The following is a 17,844-nucleotide window of genomic DNA, read 5'->3' as shown; positions in this document are numbered from 1 at the left end:
GGTTGCCGTGGTGGCCATGTCGCTGCTGAGCCAGCCGTTGCTGCTGCAGTCGGTCGGCTCCGCCGCACCGGCAATCGCACCAGCAGCCGGCTTGCCGGCAACCGGTCTGTTGTCGTGGGCGATCAATCTGGGGCTGGACAGCTGGAACCTGCCGTTCCAGGTCTGGCCGTTCCTGGCAGTGGCCGCCAACGCGCTGTTCCTGTCGCTGCTATGGCGCGATCTGGCCGGTGTGTTCGGACGCGGCTGGGCCAGTGGTTTGACCCTGCTGGTGGGCTGCAATCCACTGTTCCTGCTGCCGATCGCCGCAGGCGGCAGCCAGGCGGTGGGTCTGCTGGCGTTCTACGGCTTGTGCCGCACCCTGCGCCGCCTGCAGACGCCGGTAGAGGCCTTCACCTATCTGCGCATCGCCGGCTGGTTGTGCATCCTGTTGTGCCTGGACCTGCAGACACTGGCGTTGTCGACGATGGTGGCACCGTGGCTGCTGCTGGTGATGCCGCCGCAGATGCTGCGCAAGGCGCCGGGTTCGTTCTACCTGGTGTGCTATCTGCCGTTCGCGTTTCTGGTCGGCATGTGGGCCTACGTCAATCTGACCGTGTTCAACGCACCGTGGCCGACGCTGTCCAGCATCGGGCAGGGTGCGCATCCGCTGCCGTTGCCGCTGGCCGAGCATGCGCAAGGCTGGTTGCCGGCCGTGCGCTGGGGCGTGGCGGCGGTGGTCTGCTTCCCGGTGCTGGCGTTGCTGGCCCGTAGCCGCAGCAGTGCGCTCACGCGCGGCGTGCTGGCCAGTGCCGGCACCGTGATCTGTGCGGCGGCGTTGTCGTTCGCCTTCGGCTGGGCCGGGTTCGACGCCTTGCTGCTGCTGTGGGTGCCGGTAGCGTTGCTGCTGCGCGCACTGCATGCCGATCAGCGCAGCCAGGCCGCTGGCCTGCTGTTGCTGGGCCTGATCGGTGCGGCCTGGGTGCAGCCGCAGGGCTGGGGCAGCTGGATGCGTGCGGCGCCTGCCGATGCGCAATCCTTGCTGCAGGGCGAGGCGGTGGTCATGCGCGCGCCGGTATCGTTGCCGACCGGCTTGGCGACGCCGGCAGCGGACGCTGTGCAGGCGCAGCCCACAGCTGCGACTGCCGCGAATGTGGCCGCACCCACGCAGCTCGCTGCCGGTGCCAGCACGCCTGCTGCCACTGCTGCAATGGTGCAGCCGGACAAGAACACTGCGGTCATCGGTGCAATGGACTGCGCGCCTACCACGACCGCGTCCACCACCGAGGCATCCGCCACATGTTCAAACGCGTTCTGAGCGCCGCGTTTCTGGTCGGGGCGTGCATGCTGGTCAATGGCTGCAACGCGGATGCATCGACGTGGATGGGCGCCAACGTCAAGGTCTCGGCCAATGCGCCGTGGGAAAGCGAGGCGGCGGGGCAGTCGCTGGACGCGTTGGCCAAGACCGGCGCCAGCAAGGCGCTGCTGGTCGCGTTTGTGTGGCAGGCCAACCCGCAGTCGAACGACCCGGTGCTGGGTAGCGACAGCAGCGTGGAGGCCATGCGCGCCGCGTTGCGGCAGAGCCACCACGCCGGCCTGCAGGCCACGCTCAAGGTGCATGTGTGGATCCCCGGGCATTGGGCCGGCGACACCGCGCCCACCGACCAGGCAGCCTGGTTTGCCGCGTATCAGAACGCGTTGTTGCCGTTGGCCAGACTGGCCGAAGACGAGCACGCCGAAGCGCTGGTGATCGGCACCGAACTGCGCAAGCTGCAGGACGCGCCGCAGTGGCCCGGTCTGGTGGCGGAAGTGCGCAAGGTCTACCACGGCAAGCTGCTGTATGTGGCCGACGGCATGGAGCACGCCGAAAGCTTCCGCTACTGGTCCTTGTTCGATGCGGTGGGCACCAGCCTGTATCCGCGTCTGTCCGAAGCGGCCGGCACGCGCACGACGGAGATGAACGCCGCCGCGCAGCGCCTGCAGCAACTGGGCCAGCGCGTCGGCAAGCCGGTGTGGGTGGCAGAGCTGGGGCTGCGTTCTGCACGCGGTAGCCTGGCCGCGCCCTGGGAGAGCCCGGAGCAACGCGCCGCTGCAGTGGACACCCGCCTGCAACTGCAGGTGTTGCAGCAGTGGCGCAAGGTGCTGCAGGCGCATGGCGTGGAAGGCATCGCGCTGTGGTGCTGGTACACCGACCCCAAGGCCGGTGGCCCGGGCGACAGCGACTTCACCGTGCAGGGCAAACCAGCGCAGCAGGTGCTGGCGCGCTGAGCGATGGCGCCTGGCACTCTCCAAGGAAGTGCCGGGCGCAATTGCCGAGGTGACTTGCCGGGGCGAAGCGGCAAGGGAAATCGCCAGGCGCACTGCCGCTGCGCAGCGCACCGCCTCCCGGGGCATCGGATTTGCACGCAGCGCGATCGCCGCTGCGGGCATAATCCGGCAGCATGATCATCCATTCGCTGCTCGACACCGACCTGTATAAATTCACCATGATGCAGGCGGTGCTGCATCAGCATCCGGCCGCGCAGGTCGACTACCGCTTCAAGTGCCGCACGCCCGGCGTGGATCTGGCCCAGTTCATCGACGAGATCTCGCGCGAGATCGATGCGCTGTGCCGGCTGCGGCTGCGCGAGGACGAAGTGGCCTATCTGCGCGGCCTGCGCTTCATCAAGCCGGACTTTGCCGACTTCCTGGCGCTGTTCCATCTGGACCGCAAATACCTGCAGCTGTCGGCATCGACCACCCACCCGGGCGAGATCGAGCTGACCATCCGCGGCCCGTGGCTGCATACCATCCTGTTCGAAGTGCCGTTGCTGGCGATCATCAACGAGGTGTGGTTCCGCAACACCTCCGAGCCGGATTACGAAGAAGGCCGCAGCCGCCTGCGCGAGAAGGTGAGCAGCCTGCGCAGCATGCCGGCCGGCTGCAAGATCGCCGACTACGGCACCCGGCGACGCTATTCGCGGCACTGGCACGGTGAGCTGCTGCCGTTGCTGCGCGATGGCCTGGGCGAGCAGTTCGTCGGCACCAGCAATGTGTATTTCGCCAAGCATTACGGCCTGACCCCGCTGGGCACGATGGCGCACGAGTACCTGCAGGCGTTCCAGGCGCTGGGGCCGCGGCTGCGCGATTCGCAGGTGGCTGCGCTGGAATCGTGGGCGCGCGAGTACCGCGGCGATCTGGGCATCGCCCTGTCCGATGTGGTCGGGCTGGACGCGTTCCTGCGCGACTTCGATCTGTATTTCTGCAAGCTGTTCGACGGCATGCGGCATGATTCGGGCGACCCGTTCGAATGGGGCGAGCGCGTCATCTCCCACCTGCAGGCACACCGCATCGACCCCGCGACCAAGGTGCTGGTGTTCAGCGATGGCCTCAACATCGACAAGGTGATGCGCCTGTACGCGCACTTCCATACGCGTTGCCGGCTGGCGTTCGGGGTCGGTACCAGCCTCACCAACGACCTGGGGCCGACGCCGCTGCAGATCGTGATCAAGATGGTCCGCTGCAATGGCCAGCCGGTGGCAAAGCTCAGCGACTCGCCGGGCAAGAGCATGTGCGAGGACGCTGGTTACCTGCGCTATCTGCGCGATGTGTTCGGCCTGCCGCCGATGCCGGAAGCGGGTGACCACCCGCGGCAGTGACTGACGTGTAGCGGCAGCTTGTGCCGAGGCCTGACAGAGCTGTCAGGGAATGGCCGAAAAAAATGCGATGCAGCGCTCAGTTGGCCGCATGGGTTCGTTAACATTGGCATCACGCTTGCTTCACTTCTGATGCACGCGATGTTGATGTACGGCCCCCTTTTTCGCGCGACGTCTCAATGACTGCACCCGACCCATTGTCGCTGTACCGCGCGCGCAGCTGCTCCCGGCAGTGGCTGGGCTTTGTGCGTGCGATGGCCGCCGAGTTCGGCGCCGAGTTGCCCGAGGATGATCTGGCGCCGTTGATGGCGCGCATCGGCCGGCGCTTCGCGCGCGAACACCGGCTGGCGCACTGCACGACCCTGGGCGAGATGCAGCAAGCCGCCAACGCAGTGTGGGAGCGCTGCGATTGGGGCCAGTGCGCGATGCACGAACACGCCGACCACGTGCGGATTCAGCACGCCAGCGCGCCGTTGAGCGTGGCACTGGATGGTGCGGCATGGAGCGATGGGTTCCTGCAGGGCGTGTACGAAGGATGGTTCCAGCAATTGGGGATGCTGGCAGGCCTGGCGGTGCAGACCGCGCCAGGCGACAGCGTCGATCTGCGCAACTTCGTGTTGATGCGGACGGCATGAACGGCTGAAGTCGGGCAAGGGGAGTGTGATGGCACCGAAGAACAACAAGGCAGCATCCGGGCATGACGATGTGTCCGGCCTGTTCGCGCGGTTGGGGACGCAGGCGAGCGAGGGCTATCAGGATTTCGCCCACACCCAGCTGCCGCCGCGCAGGCTGGGAGTGACGCAAGCGCCGGTCCCGGCAGCGGTCGAACAGACCCCCGCTGCGACGGACACCGCGCAGACGCCAGCGCCGCTGCCGGCGCCCGCGGCATCAGTGCCTGACGTTTTGCCTGCCGTGCAGGCAGTGCCGGCGGCGCACCGGTCAGTGCCTGTCGAAGAGACGGCAGGCTCGCCGCTCGATGCGCTCGCGCCGCTGCGCAAATTGCGCCAGCTCGACGAGCCCGCAGCGCCTGCAGCGCAGCCGGGCGAGCGCCAGGCGCAGACGCCGTTGGAGCGCTTGTTCCAGCGCCTGCTGCAGGCCGATGCGCCCAGCTCGACGCAAAGCCCACTGCAGCGACTGCGCTCGCGTTGATCAGCACCACCGTGTGACTTTCGGCAAGCGCCGCTGCGCTCGCCTGTTTCGCCTTGCTTTGCCGCACGCCGCCACGCTTGAAGGATTATCTGATGACTGCTGCCAGCCTCCGTTCCGGATCACCGCTGCCCACGTTGGCGACCTGGGCGCTATGGTTGCTGGGTGGCTTGCTGCTGGTGTTCGTGGTTGCCGTGCCGATGGATGTCACCCAGCAACTGGTGTTTTCCGGCGTGCTGTTCGCCGTTGCGCTGGCGGTGCGCAAGCGCGGCGGGCGGGTGGTGATCCTGACAATGATGGGCATGTCGCTGGCGGTGTCGTGCCGCTACATCTGGTGGCGCATGACCCAGACCATGGGCGTGGGCAGCGCGGTGGATTTCATCCTGGGTCTGGGCCTGCTGGGCGCGGAGCTGTATGCGTTCGTGATCCTGGTGCTGGGCTATTTCCAGGTGCTGTGGCCGCTCGATCGCAAGCCGGTGGCGTTGCCGGCCGACCAGTCGCTGTGGCCGAGCGTGGACGTGTTCATTCCCACCTACAACGAGCCGCTGTCGGTGGTGCGCACCACCGTGCTGGCGGCCAGCGTGATCGATTGGCCGGCCGGCAAGATCACCATCCATCTACTCGATGACGGCCGCCGCGACGCGTTCCGCGATTTCTGTGCCGAGGTCGGCATCAACTACGTCACCCGCACCAACAACGCGCACGCCAAGGCCGGCAACATCAATGCCGCGCTGAAGAAATGCAGCGGCGAGTACGTGGCGATCTTCGATTGCGACCACATTCCCACCCGCAGTTTCCTGCAGGTGGCGATGGGCTGGTTCCTGCGCGACACCAGGCTGGCCCTGGTGCAGATGCCGCACTATTTCTTCTCGCCCGACCCGTTCGAACGCAACCTGGGCACGCATGGCAAGGTGCCCAACGAAGGCGAGCTGTTTTACGGCCTGTTGCAGGATGGCAACGACCAGTGGAATGCGACCTTCTTCTGCGGTTCCTGCGCGGTGATCAAGCGCAGCGCGCTGGAAGAGGTGGGCGGGGTGGCGGTGGAAACCGTGACCGAAGATGCGCACACCGCGCTCAAGCTGCAGCGTCGCGGTTATCGCACCGCCTACCTGGCGGTGCCGCAGGCTGCAGGCCTGGCCACCGAAAGCCTGTCCGGGCATGTGGCGCAACGCATCCGCTGGGCGCGCGGCATGGCGCAGATCGCGCGCATCGACAATCCGCTGCTGGGGCGCGGGCTCAGGCTCTCGCAGCGGCTGTGCTACCTCAACGCGATGCTGCATTTCTTCTACGGCTTGCCGCGCATCATCTATCTCACTGCGCCGCTGGCCTATCTGTTCTTCGGCGCGCACGTGATCCAGGCCTCGGCGTTGATGATCCTGGCCTATGCGTTGCCGCACCTCCTGCAGGCCAATCTGACCAACCTGCGGGTGCAGAGCCGTTTCCGCCATCTGCTGTGGAACGAGGTCTACGAGACCACGCTGGCCTGGTACATCTTCCGTCCCACCCTGGTTGCGCTGCTCAACCCCAAGCTGGGCAAGTTCAATGTCACGCCCAAGGGCGGGCTGGTGGCGCGCAGTTATTTCGATGCGCAGATCGCCAAGCCGTACCTGTTCCTGCTGTTGCTCAACCTGGCCGGTGTGGCTGCCGGCGTGCTGCGCCTGATCTATGTCGGCGGCAGCGGTGAGCAGCAGACGATCTGGTTCAACCTGGCCTGGACGCTCTACAACATGGTGCTGCTGGGCGCCACCATCGCCACCGCCAGCGAAACCCGCCAGGTGCGCAGCGCGCATCGGGTGCCACTGGATGTCCCGGTCAATCTGTATCTGCCCGATGGCAGCGTACTGCCCAGTCGCTCATTGAATTTTTCCACCGGCGGCATGGCGATCAGGCTCGCCCAGCCGCAGCCGATCGAGCCGGGTTTGCCGGTGCAAATCGGCCTGAGTCATCGCGGCGTGGAGCAGACCTTGCCGGCGGTGGTGCGCCAGGACCGCGATGGCCAGGTCAGCGTGCAGTTCACCGCGATGTCGATGGAACAGGAGCGCTGGCTGGTGGCCTCGACCTTTGCGCGCGCCGACATCTGGCTGTCGCAGTGGGGCCAGCACGACCGCGATTCGTTCTGGCGCTCGATGGGCCAGGTGCTGGGCGCCAGCGCGCGCGGCTTTGGACGCCTGGGCGGACATATCGCACTCAGTGCCCGTCAGGGCTTCCGCCCGGCGCGCGCGCTGGATCTGGAGTCGTGAGCGTGACGCCTGCCGTTTCCCTTTTTCCTGCCAAGAAGCAACCGATGCGAATGTCCCCGGCCGTGTTGACCTGTGTGCTCACCCTGCTGACCGGCCTGGCGCAGGCGCAGCAGGCCGTGCCGGCAACGGCGACGACCACGCTGACCGGGCAGGCCGGAACCGCCGCGAGCGCGCCGCCCGCACCGGCACCGATGCCGGCCGGCAGCACCCGCACCTCCAGCCTGCGCGAGCTCGGCATCGACTACGAGATCACCCTGCGCGGCGTGCAGGGCAGTGCCGGCGTGCCCTTCAGCGTGCGCAGCGACGAGATCGTCACCGCCGCCACGCTCAACCTCAAATACAGCTATTCGCCCGCGCTGTTACCGGACCTGTCGCATCTGAAGGTCACCATCAATGGCGTCACCGTGGGCACCTTGCCGGCCGACAAGGCCAATGCCGGCAAGCTGCTCTCGGCCGATCTGCCGATCGACCCGCGCCTGGTCACCGATTACAACCAGCTCAACCTGCAGTTGATCGGCCATTACACGCGTGAGTGCGAAGACCCGGACCACAGCAGCCTGTGGGCGAATGTGGACGCGGCTACCAGCCTGTCGCTGACCACCACGCCGCTGGCGCTGGCCAATAACCTGGCGTTGTTGCCGGTGCCGTTCTTCGATGTGCGCGACACCCGCCGGCTGGAATTGCCGTTCTACTTTCCGCAGCGCCCGGACAACGCCACGCTGCAGGCGGCTGGCGTGGTGGCCTCGTGGTTCGGCACACTGGCCGGTTACCGCGGCGCGGTGTTCCCGGCCTCGACCGAAGCGCTGCCGGCCACCGGCAACGCAGTGGTGTTCGCCACGCCCAGCACGCTGCCGGAGCAGTTCGCCACCGCCGACAGTGGCGTGGCCGATATCCGTGGCCCGACCGTGGCAGTGGTGGTCAACCCGACCGATCCCAATGGCAAGCTGCTGCTGGTGCTCGGCCGCAACAGCGAAGACCTGCAACGCGCCGCCACCGCGCTGGCCTTGCGCGCGCCGTTGACCGGGGCGGTCGCCCGCATCGGCGAGATCAGCGCGCCGGCGCCGCGTCAGCCGTACGACGCGCCCAAGTGGGTGTCCAGCCAGCATCCGGTGCGCTTCGGTGATCTGGTGACCCAGCCCGGCCAGCTCAATGTCAGCGGCTATCACCCGGACCTGATCCGGGTCGGCCTGCAGCTGCCGCCGGACCTGTTCGTGTGGGAGCGCGACGGCATTCCGGTCGCGCTGAAATACCGCTACACGGTGCCGGACGTGGATAACAAGTCCGCGCTCAACGTCAGCATCAACGAGTCGTTCGTGACCACGCTGCCGCTGACCGGCCGCCCGTTCGCCGAGTCCACCCTGAGGCGCTGGTGGAACAGCCTGGGCGCGCGCGGCAGCATGCCGGTGCATCAGGATCTGACATTGCCGGTGGGTGCGTTCTCGGCCAACAGCCAGGTGCGCTTCCACTTCTTTTTCGATCGCCCGCAAGGCGAGGAGTGCAAGAACACCTCCCCGGACGTGTCCGGCGCCATCGATGCCGATTCCAGCATCGACCTGAGCGGTTTCCACCACTACATGGCGATGCCGAACCTGGCCGCGTTCGCCAATGCCGGTTACCCGTTCACGCGCCTGGCCGATCTGTCCGAATCCACCATCGTGCTGCCCGACAATCCGGGCGACCAGGACCTGGGCAATGTGCTGACCCTGCTCGGCCGCTTCGGCGCCTCCACCGGGTATCCGGCGCTGCATGCGCAGATCGTCGGCGCCGGCGCGGTGCAGCAACACGCCGACCGCGATCTGTTGCTGCTCGGCAGTGCGCAGTCGCAGCCGCTGTTCAAGCAATGGCGCGCACAGCTGCCGGTGGGCCAGGACGGGCAGGCGACACGCTTTGCGCTGACCGATTGGGTGCTGGAAAAGCTGCCTGGCTTCCTGTCCTTCGATGCGCGCCGCACCGACCTGCCGACCACCACCGAAATCGCGCTGCAACCGCAGCCGGACGATGTGCTGTTGATGGGCTTCGAATCGCCGTTGAAGTCCGGCCGCAGCGTGGTCGCGTTCCAGAGCGAAGACCCGGCCAACATGAGCCGGCTGTTCGACGCCTGGTTCGACCCGACCCTGCTCAAGGACTTCCAGGGCAGCGTGGTGTTGCTGCAGCAGAAAAAGGTCATCAGCCTGGTCGGCAACCAGACCTATTACGTCGGCCATCTGCCGCTCCCGACCTGGTTGCGCTGGTACTTCTCGCACCACCCGGTGTGGCTGGCGTTGACCGTGGTGGTGCTGGCGCTGTTGCTGGCGCTGGCCGCGCGCGTGCTGCTGCGCCGGCATGCCGCCGAGCGGCTCAACGAAGGCGGTAGCGCATGAGCGCGCACGACAGCGCCGCGACGATGACGCGCCGCAGCCTGCTACGCGCCGGTGCGCTGGCCGGCCTGGCCGCGTTGCTGCCCACGCGCGCAGCGGCGGCGGCTGGCCAATGCGGGCCGTGGCCGCTGTGGAGTGCCTTCGTCGACAAGCACATCCAGCCCGACGGGCGGGTGGTGGATTTCCTCAATCCGGACCAGCGCTCGACTTCCGAAGGTCAGTCGTATGCGCTGTTCTTCGCCCTGGTCAACAACGACCAGGTGTTGTTCGAGAAGGTGCTGGGCTGGACCCGCCACAACCTGTGCGGCGGCCGTCCGGATCTGAATCTGCCGGCGTGGTTGTGGGGCCGCGATGGCAGCGGCAGCTGGCGCGTGCTCGATGCCAATACCGCCAGCGATGGCGAGCTGTGGATTGCCTACGCGCTGCTGGAAGCCGGCCGGCTGTGGAGCCGGCCCGGTTACGGCAAGGCCGGCCAGCAGATCCTGCAACTGATGCGCCAGCAGGAAGTGGCCACGCTGCCGGGCCTGGGCGCGATGTTGCTGCCCGGCCGCACCGGCTTTGCCGAGAAGCAGCGCTGGACGCTCAATCCCAGCTACCTGCCGATCCAGGTGCTGCGGCGCTGCGCCAACGCCGACCCCAAGGGGCCGTGGGCGGCGATCGCCAGCAACGCTGCACGCGTGTTGCGCGAGAGCGCGCCGGTGGGCTTTGCGCCGGACTGGACGGTGTGGGATGGCGAGCGCTTCAGCCCCGACCCGAAGCGCGGCAACGTCGGCAGCTACGACGCGATCCGCGTGTATCTGTGGGCCGGCATGCTCGATGCCGGCGAGCCGCTGCGCAGCGGCTTGCTGCGCGACCTGTCCGGCCCGGCCGACCTGCTCGCCGCACAGACCCCGTTTGCGGAAAAGATCGACACCGCGCGCGGCGTGGGCAGTGGCGCATTGCCGGTCGGGTTTTCTGCCGCGCTGTTGCCGTACCTGAGCGCGATGGGCCAGCCCGCGCTGCTCAAGGCGCAGGCGCAGCGCATTCCCGCCGCCGCGCAAGCCGCAGCTGCTGCGCTGCCGTACTTCGAACGCACGCTGGCCCTGTTCGGACAGGGCTGGCTTGAGAACCGTTACCGCTTTGCCGCAGACGGGCGCCTGCTGCCCGCCTGGAGAACGCCTGCATGCTCCGCAAAAAACTGACCCCGCTGTACCTCGTCGGCATGATCGACCTGTGCCTGCTCGCCTCGCCGGTGCAGGCGCAGACCAGCGCCACCCAGCAACTGGTCGGGCAGGGCAATTACTGGCACGACCAGGGCCGCGATGATCTGGCCGCCGACACCTGGCGCAAGCTGCTCGGCGTCGATCCGGATCAGCCCGACGCCTTGCTCGGCCTGGCGCAGATCGATCTGGCGCAGGGCCGTCAATCAGAAGCACGCAAGCGCCTGCAGCAACTCGACGCCGCACACCCGCAATCGCCGCAGGCACAGCGCCTGCGCGTGGCGATCGGCGCCCGTGGCAGCAGCGCTGCCGGCGAAGATCCGAACCTGCGCAACGCACGCCGCGCCGCTGCGGCCGGGCGCTATGTGGAAGCCGCGCGCAATTACGAGGCGCTGTTCGCCGGCAAGCCGCCGCCGCCGGCGTTGGCGCTGGAGTACTACCAGTCGCTGGCCGGTACTCCCACCGGCTGGGAGCGTGCGCGCGACGGCCTGCAACGCCTGCAATCCAGCGAACCTAGCAACCCGTCCGTGCAACTGGCGCTGGCGCAGGTGCTGAGTTACCGCGAACCCACCCGCCGCGACGGCATCGCGCAGCTGCGCACGCTGGCGCAGCGCACCGATGTCGGCGGGCCGGCGCGCACCAGCTGGCGCCAGGCGCTGCTGTGGCTCAACGCCGGCATGGCCGATGCGCCGCTGTACCAGGCATTCCTGGCCGGCACCCCGGCCGATGCGGAAGTCACCGCCAAACTCGGCCAGCTGCGCGAACAACGCAGCGCCGCCACCGCCGCGCCGGCCGACCCCAATGGCGTGCTGCTGGGCGAAGGCTTCCGCGCGCTGGGCGCCAACAATCTGGGCGCTGCCGAACAACGCTTCACGCAGGTGTTGCGCGCCCGCGCACGGGATCCGGAAGCGCTCGGCGGCCTGGGCTCGGTGCGCCTGCGTCAGCAGCGCTTTGCCGAAGCGCAGGAGCTGCTGCGCCCGGCGGCGGCGAATAACGGCAAATGGAAAGGTGCGCTGGATAGCGCGCGCTACTGGCTGCAGCTGCAGCAGGCCGAGGCCGCACGCACACGTGGCGATCTGGCACAGGCGCGCCAGCTGGTGGAGCAGGCGGTGCAGCTGCTGCCCAACGAGCCGGCCGCGCAGGTGGCGCTGGGCGGCTTGCAGGCTGCCAACGACCCGGCCGCCGCCGAGGCCAGTTACCGCAAGGCGCTGTCGCACGATGCCGACAATGCCGGCGCGCTGCAGGGCCTGGTCGGTTTGTACAGCCGTCAGGGCCGCATGCAGGAAGCCAGCGACGTGTTCAATCGCCTGCCTGCCGCAGAGCGTGCCAAAGCCGGTGGGCAAGCCTTGCTGCGTTCCAATATGCAGCGCGCCCGTGCCCGCCAGGCGCTGGAAGCCGGCGATGCGGTCAGCGCGCAGACCGAGCTGGAAGCGGCGATGGTCGAACGCCCGGGCGATGCCTGGATCCGTCTGGATCTGGCCCGCCTGTACCAACAGGCCGGCCGCCCCGACCAGGCTCGCAGCGTGATGGATGGCCTGCTCGCCGTGCATGGCGACCAACCCGAAGCGCTGCAGGCCAACGCCTTGCTGTCGCAGGAAAGCGGCGACTGGCAGGGCGCCTACGACAGCCTGGAGCGCATTCCGGTCGCATCGCGCACGCCGGAAATGACCCAGCTGCGCACCACCGCCTGGATCGAACTGCAGGCGCGTCAGGCACGGATGCTGGTGGAGCAGGGCAGGCTGGGCGACGCGCAGCAGTTGCTGGCGCGCACCGAAACCGCGCTGGGCAATCAGCTCGACGACCCGCAGTTGCTGGCCGCACTTGCCGGCGCGCATGCCGATGCCGGCAACGCCCCGCGCGCGCTGACCCTGGCCCAGCGCCTGGTCACCGGCGCCACGGTGCGCAGCGAAGATCGCCTGCAATATGCCGGCGTGCTGCTGCGCGCGCATCAGGACGCCGAACTGTCGGCGGTGCTGCGCCAGTTGCAGGCCACCACCCTGACGCCGGAACAGCTGCGTCGTTATCAACGCCTGCGCAGCGCCTACACGCTGCGCCAGGTGGATGCGCTGCGCGAACTCGGCAACCTGGAAGGCGCCTACGACGCGCTGTCGCCGATCCTGGCCCAGCAGCCGGACAGCCGCGATGCGCAGGCCGCGCTCGCACGGCTGTATGCCGCCTCCGGCGACCAGCGTCAGGCGCTGGCGATCTACCAGCAGATCCTGCAACGTCATCCCGACGACCTGGACACGCTCACTGCCGCCGCCAACAGTGCGGCCGCGCAGTCGGACCTGCGCAATGCCGAGCATTACCTGCAACGCGCGCTGGCGCAGGCACCGGAGTCGCCGGAGGTGCTGGCCGCGGCCGGCCGCGTGTATCGCAGCGCCGGCAAGAACCGCAAGGCCGAGCAGTATTTCCGTGCCTCGCTGGCCGCGCAGCAGCGTCAGGCCGGGCAACTGGACAATGGCCTGCCGTCCGCGCGTGGTCCGTCCGCAGTCGCGTCCTCCAGCCGCCCGCTCAATCCGTTTTCCGGCATGACCGGCGGCATGCCACGCTCGCCGGCGGTGTTGTCCGAGCGCATGGATGCCGGTAGCGCCTATGGCGATGTGTCCGTTGCACCGGTGGCGGCGTCTCCGGGCTCTGCACGGTTCGCCACTGCCGCGCCGATTGGTGCGTCTGCCGACAACGGCGGCGATACGTTGCCGCCGCCGGTTAGCGCCGGCACTGCGCCCGCCATGCTGCCGGTCTCCAGCGGCCGCATGCGCGGTTCGTCGCGCGGCGACGGGCTGCTTGCCGCGCGCGCGGTTGCGCCGATCGCCGCGGACGCCGGTCCACGTCTGACCAAGCCCGCCGCACAGGCGTTGCCGCCGCTCGGCAGCGGCAACGGCGTGCTCGACGAACTGCGTGCGGTGCAGTCGGAAAACAGCGACAACCTCGCCGGCGGCGCGTTGTACCGCTCGCGCGGTGGCGAAGACGGTCTGGGGCGCCTGGACGATATCGAAATGCCGGTCCAGGCCGAGTTCGCGGTCGGCGACGGCAAGCTCGGCGTCACCCTGACCCCGACCATCGTCGATGCCGGCACGCTGACCACCGATTACGTCACCGCCAGCCGCTTCGGCAGCGGCCCGCAGACCGCCATCAACGATGCGCTGGCGGCCGATCGCGGCCCGATCGATACGCTGGTCAGCTCGTCGATGTACCAGTTGCTCGCCACCGAAGGCGACACCGCTGCCACGCGCGAACGTCTGCGTCGCTACGCCTTGAACACCGGCCTGTTCAACGAACTGCTGGTCGAGAACAACAACAGCAATGCCGCCGCCGTGGCGGCGCTGGCCAATGAACCGTTGCCGGCCTACCTGCTCGGCATCAACGCCTCCAACACGCCGATCGCCCAACTGGCGCGCGACATCCTCGGCAACGCCGCGCTTAGCGAACAGCTGGCTGCCGGCGATGCGGCCGCGTTGCGCGCGCTGGCCGGCAGCACGGCCGCCGCACAACAGACTCCGACCGGGCTGGCGGCCACGCTCAACACCATGGCCGCCACCGGTAACGGCGCGCGCCGGCTCAGCCAGGACGACACCGGGGTGGGCGTCGGTGTGCGCTATCGCAATGGCGGGTTCAGTGCCGACATCGGCAGCACCCCGATCGGCTTCCAGGAACAGAACCTCATCGGCGGCGTCGGCTATCGCGGCGAGCTTGGCGATGCGGTGAGCTGGTCGGCCGAAGCCTCGCGGCGCGCGGTTACCGACAGCGTGCTGTCGTTCGCCGGCGCGCAGGATGCACGCAGCGGCCGCGAATGGGGCGGGGTGACCAGCAATGGCGTGTCATTGTCGGCCACTGCCGACAATGGGCTGCTGGGCGGTTATGCCAATCTTGCCGCGCACCGTTTGCTCGGCAACAACGTCGCCGACAACGACCAGCGCCAGCTCGACCTGGGCTTCTACGTGCATGCACTGGAAACCCGGCACCAGTCGCTCACGGCCGGCGTCAATCTCACCGCCATGCAGTACGACAGGAACCTCAGCGGCTTCACCTATGGGCACGGCGGTTATTTCAGCCCGCAGGATTATGTGGACCTCGGTTTCCCGGTGCATTGGAGCGGCCGCAGCGCAGGGCAGACCGTGAACTGGAAGGTCGATGCCAGCATCGGTGTGCAGCACTTCAGCACCGACGCCTCGCCGTATTTTCCGACCGATCCCACCCTGCAGCAGGCTGCCTACGATGCCGCTTCGCTGGCGGCCTTGCTCGGGCTGGTCAACCGCTACACCGACCCGGTGTATGCGGGCGAAAGCCGCACCGGCGTGTCCTACAACCTCAGTGGCGCGGCCGAATGGCAGGTGGCGCCGCAGCTGTTCCTGGGCGGGCGCATGACCTTCAACAATGCGCGCGACTACAACCAGTTCAGCAGCAATCTCTATCTGCGGTTCGTGATGGATCGCCTGGGTGCGGCACTGGGTCGTGCGCCACAGGTGCTGACCTCGCCATACGCTGCCGATCGTTGAGGACAAGGCAGACCGACTGCGCGGCCCTCTGGCCGTGGCGGTTGGTCTGCGCTGTGGTGGGTGTCTCTGGCCGGCGTTTTGCTGCGCGCTGTACACGCTTGCTGGCGCGCGCGCTCTCGGTGGGGCATGGACATCGCCGCGTGTGGCGCAGCTCGAACAGTGTGAGCACGGATAAACGAACGGCGCCTCCCGGCGCCGTTCGCACTGCATCGATTGCCTGCAGACTGCGCCTGTTGTTACGGGCGCACCTTGGTGGCACAGACAAACACCGCTGCCTGTTGAATGCGGCTGATCGCACCCTGGTTCTGCAACTCGCGTGCGTGCTCGTCCATGCAGGTCAGGTACCCCAGACGGTTGCCGGCATTCTGCGACTTGCACAGGCTGTTTTCGGCCGAGATGTTGGCGCCGGGAATCAGCCCGCCGGTCTCCAGCGTCGGCACCAGCGTATTGCAGTTGCCCAGCTTGGCCAGCCCGCGATTGAGCGTCCAGCCGATATCGGCAAACAGCGCCGGGGTCAGGTCGATGTTCAGATGCGCCTGCACTTCCGGCGTATCGAACGGTTCCATCAACGCGTTCGGCTGCAGGTCGGTATCGAAGTGCGAGAACGTCGACCCGCCGGCCACCACGCTGGGCGAATACAGCCGCGTGCGGCCCGCGGTATCGGTGCCCTGCAACAGCTCGGGGTCTTCGTACAACGCCGCCACCACTCCGGCGCTGCCCTTCAGCCGCGCGCCATCGGTCTGCGACACCATGATCGCCGGGATGGTGATGTCGGTGATCGGCGGGGCGGCATTGCCCATTGTCTGTACGCCGGCCGCGTTATTGGCCACGATCACGCCCACCGCGCCGTTGAGCTGTGCGTTCTTGACCTTGATCGCGAACGCGCAGGTGCCGCGGTCGATCAGCGCCACCTTTCCGGCCACCTCGGCCGCGTTGACGAACGGCGTTTCGCAACCATCGCTGGCCGATGCGGCAGCCACCCCGTCATTGACCGTCACCACTGCGCGGGCCGGGAAATTGGCCGCCGTGGCCAGCGGCCCGAAGCTGGCAAAGCCCACCTCGAACTTGCCCGCCGCGCTGGCCGGTGCGCTCACCTGCAACAGGGTGCGCGGATCCAGGATTAGCGCCGCCTCGCGGTTGACGCGCGTGCCGGCCCACACCGTACGACCCGGCGTGCGCATCGCTTCGGCACGTAGCGCGTTGGTCATGGCCGGATCGTCGAAGCGCTTGTTCTGCACGTTGTCGAAGGCCTGCGCGGTGTAGACGTCGGTCAGGCCGCTGCCCGAGCCGAGCACGCCGGTGGTCTTGTTGAGGAAGCCCGCCGCACCCAGGCCGTGGCCGATCTCGTGCATCACCACGTTGAGGAAGTTGATCTGGCCTTCGGGCGTCTTGCCGTCCAGGCCCAGGTACCAGCCCGAGCCGGCCAGGCAGTCGGGCTTGCCCAGATCGCCGTTGAATTGCGAGAACACGTCGGCCGGATCGCTGGGATCGGGGACCAGATCCTGCCCGGCAATCGCATCGCCCAGCGCGGACGGATACAGCGTATTGGGCTTGGAACCGGGGAAGTCGTTGACGATCCAGTTCGGGCCGGCCTGGCCCAGCGTGCCGCCGGTGGAGGTACAGGTCAGCCGCGCGAACGAGGCATACACCTTGATCTCGACATTGCTCTGCAGCACCGCGCCCCACAGGTCCATCGCGTACTGGTAGGCGATGCGACGCTGCTCGCCGACCGAGCGCCCCGGGTTGCCGCCCAAGGGCGCTGCGCTGGTGGGGTCGTTCAAGCCGACGCTGGTGCCGGCATCGCCATTGATCAGCGTGACGTTGGCGGCGCTTGCATGCAGCGGCGCGATGGCCGCAGCCACCGCCAGGGACAACAGCAACAAGGGCTTATTCATGCGGCAGCGCTCCGTGCTCGGCGTGGGCGGGTTGGGTGTCGGCGTCTTCGCTGTGCTCGATGACGATGCGGCCATCGGCCTGACGGGTCGCCATCAGCGAACTCATCTGCGTGGCCGGCAACTTGCGCGCCACGGTGCCGTTGGGCAGGCGTCGCTCGGTCGCGCGTGCGGCAGATTCGGTCTGCGGAACCGCGGTGCGGGCAGCGCTGCTGCGGGCAGCCGACGCAGCCTGCTGATCCAGCGCCGCGCTCTCGGCGTCGGTCAGCGGGCGCAGCTTGCCGGTGACGGGATCGATACCCACCTTGGAACTGCTGGTTGCAGCCTCTTGCGCCACGGCCAGGGCCGGCAGGCAGACGACACACAACACTCCGGACAGCATCCATCCGGGCTTACGAAAGCTCATCATCGTTGGGGTTTCCTTGAGTCCAACAGGGAAAAGGGACGCCGTGCAGACACCGGCATCGGGGGAATCCTTCCGTTTCAGTCTGTTCATGACTGAATCATGAATCCGTGATGCGTGTCAATCTTTTGACATATAGGCCGCTGAATGCGAAGCGAGAGCCTGAAACGGTTATCGCCGCACTTGCGTTGGGGAAATTTCTGGGCGCTGCAGCGGCAGCTGGCACCCAAATCGGCCAGATTTTTGACGCGAACCAACCGGGCCGGAAGCCTCCCTTCCTCCCTGCGGGAAAGGTGCTCCCCTGCGGGAGAAGGTGCTCCAGCCAAGATCTGGACGACTTATTCCCTTATCCCCCTCGGGAGAAGGTGCCCCGAAGGGGCGGATGAGGTTACGTGCGAAGCCTGGTGGAGGTTGAGAGCAGGGATTCGAGTGCACCTGAGCTTCGCCCCGTACCCTCACCCCAACCCCTCTCCCGAGGGATAGGGGCTGTATTCCGA

The 17,844-nt window shown here is 67.7% G+C and carries 11 protein-coding genes; 9 read left to right on the top strand and 2 right to left on the bottom strand.

Annotation, left to right across the window (positions count from 1 at the left end):
- Positions 1-7: 7 nt before the first annotated feature.
- The 9 genes from ABQY64_RS17050 to ABQY64_RS17010 all read left to right on the top strand — a co-directional run bounded on the left by ABQY64_RS17050 (position 8) and on the right by ABQY64_RS17010 (position 15,052).
- Entirely contained in the window at positions 8-1,294 is a 1,287-nt protein-coding gene (locus ABQY64_RS17050; protein ID WP_349779426.1) for a hypothetical protein, read from the top strand.
- Positions 1,276-2,244 (top strand): glycosidase-like protein, encoded by a 969-nt coding sequence (locus tag ABQY64_RS17045; protein WP_349779427.1) that lies wholly within the window; start codon positions 1,276-1,278, stop codon positions 2,242-2,244. The genes ABQY64_RS17050 and ABQY64_RS17045 overlap by 19 nt, the downstream gene beginning before the upstream one ends.
- A 173-nt stretch (positions 2,245-2,417) precedes the next feature.
- The gene (gene pncB / locus ABQY64_RS17040; RefSeq protein ID WP_016901868.1) at positions 2,418-3,614 is read left to right on the top strand and encodes a nicotinate phosphoribosyltransferase; all 1,197 of its coding nucleotides are present in this window, start codon (positions 2,418-2,420) and stop codon (positions 3,612-3,614) included.
- 176 nt (positions 3,615-3,790) lie between these two features.
- Entirely contained in the window at positions 3,791-4,246 is a 456-nt protein-coding gene (gene bcsD / locus ABQY64_RS17035) for a cellulose biosynthesis protein BcsD (protein WP_211914256.1), read from the top strand.
- Positions 4,247-4,274: 28 nt separating this feature from the next.
- Positions 4,275-4,760: a hypothetical protein gene (locus ABQY64_RS17030; protein WP_211914255.1), complete on the top strand. Its 486-nt coding sequence runs from the start codon at positions 4,275-4,277 to the stop codon at positions 4,758-4,760.
- 92 nt (positions 4,761-4,852) lie between these two features.
- Positions 4,853-6,997 (top strand): UDP-forming cellulose synthase catalytic subunit, encoded by a 2,145-nt coding sequence (bcsA, locus tag ABQY64_RS17025; protein WP_349779428.1) that lies wholly within the window; start codon positions 4,853-4,855, stop codon positions 6,995-6,997.
- A gap of 44 nt (positions 6,998-7,041) precedes the next feature.
- Positions 7,042-9,357 (top strand): cellulose biosynthesis cyclic di-GMP-binding regulatory protein BcsB, encoded by a 2,316-nt coding sequence (gene bcsB / locus ABQY64_RS17020; RefSeq protein WP_349779429.1) that lies wholly within the window; start codon positions 7,042-7,044, stop codon positions 9,355-9,357.
- A complete protein-coding gene (bcsZ, locus tag ABQY64_RS17015; RefSeq protein WP_166773161.1) occupies positions 9,354-10,535 on the top strand; it encodes a cellulose synthase complex periplasmic endoglucanase BcsZ in 1,182 nt (393 codons plus the stop codon). The genes bcsB and bcsZ overlap by 4 nt, the downstream gene beginning before the upstream one ends.
- The gene (locus ABQY64_RS17010) at positions 10,517-15,052 is read left to right on the top strand and encodes a cellulose synthase subunit BcsC-related outer membrane protein (protein ID WP_349779430.1); all 4,536 of its coding nucleotides are present in this window, start codon (positions 10,517-10,519) and stop codon (positions 15,050-15,052) included. Before bcsZ ends, ABQY64_RS17010 begins: the two co-directional genes overlap by 19 nt.
- A 236-nt stretch (positions 15,053-15,288) precedes the next feature.
- Here ABQY64_RS17010 and ABQY64_RS17005 read toward each other — a convergent pair whose 3' ends face one another.
- Together ABQY64_RS17005 and ABQY64_RS17000 are read right to left on the bottom strand one after the other, a co-directional pair.
- Entirely contained in the window at positions 15,289-16,947 is a 1,659-nt protein-coding gene (locus ABQY64_RS17005) for a PA domain-containing protein (protein WP_349779431.1), read from the bottom strand.
- Positions 16,940-17,353 (bottom strand): post-PEP-CTERM-1 domain-containing protein, encoded by a 414-nt coding sequence (locus tag ABQY64_RS17000; RefSeq protein WP_024940595.1) that lies wholly within the window; start codon positions 17,351-17,353, stop codon positions 16,940-16,942. The genes ABQY64_RS17005 and ABQY64_RS17000 overlap by 8 nt, the downstream gene beginning before the upstream one ends.
- Between the last annotated feature and the right edge of the window lie 491 nt (positions 17,354-17,844).

Origin of the sequence: Xanthomonas sp. WHRI 7065, assembly GCF_040203115.2 — a bacterium.
Taxonomy (GTDB): Bacteria; Pseudomonadota; Gammaproteobacteria; order Xanthomonadales; family Xanthomonadaceae; genus Xanthomonas; species Xanthomonas arboricola.
This window is presented reverse-complemented; position numbering and strand designations above follow the sequence as displayed.

Excerpts from the sequence above, each read along its gene's own strand:
- bcsB (WP_349779429.1), top strand. The coding sequence starts at position 7,042 with ATGCGAATGTCCCCGGCCGTGTTGACCTGTGTGCTCACCCTGCTGACC.
- ABQY64_RS17000 (WP_024940595.1), bottom strand. The coding sequence starts at position 17,353 with ATGATGAGCTTTCGTAAGCCCGGATGGATGCTGTCCGGAGTGTTGTGT.
- bcsD (WP_211914256.1), top strand. The coding sequence starts at position 3,791 with ATGACTGCACCCGACCCATTGTCGCTGTACCGCGCGCGCAGCTGCTCC.
- ABQY64_RS17045 (WP_349779427.1), top strand. The coding sequence starts at position 1,276 with ATGTTCAAACGCGTTCTGAGCGCCGCGTTTCTGGTCGGGGCGTGCATG.
- bcsZ (WP_166773161.1), top strand. The coding sequence starts at position 9,354 with ATGAGCGCGCACGACAGCGCCGCGACGATGACGCGCCGCAGCCTGCTA.
- ABQY64_RS17030 (WP_211914255.1), top strand. The coding sequence starts at position 4,275 with ATGGCACCGAAGAACAACAAGGCAGCATCCGGGCATGACGATGTGTCC.
- ABQY64_RS17010 (WP_349779430.1), top strand. The coding sequence starts at position 10,517 with ATGCTCCGCAAAAAACTGACCCCGCTGTACCTCGTCGGCATGATCGAC.
- bcsA (WP_349779428.1), top strand. The coding sequence starts at position 4,853 with ATGACTGCTGCCAGCCTCCGTTCCGGATCACCGCTGCCCACGTTGGCG.
- ABQY64_RS17005 (WP_349779431.1), bottom strand. The coding sequence starts at position 16,947 with ATGAATAAGCCCTTGTTGCTGTTGTCCCTGGCGGTGGCTGCGGCCATC.
- pncB (WP_016901868.1), top strand. The coding sequence starts at position 2,418 with ATGATCATCCATTCGCTGCTCGACACCGACCTGTATAAATTCACCATG.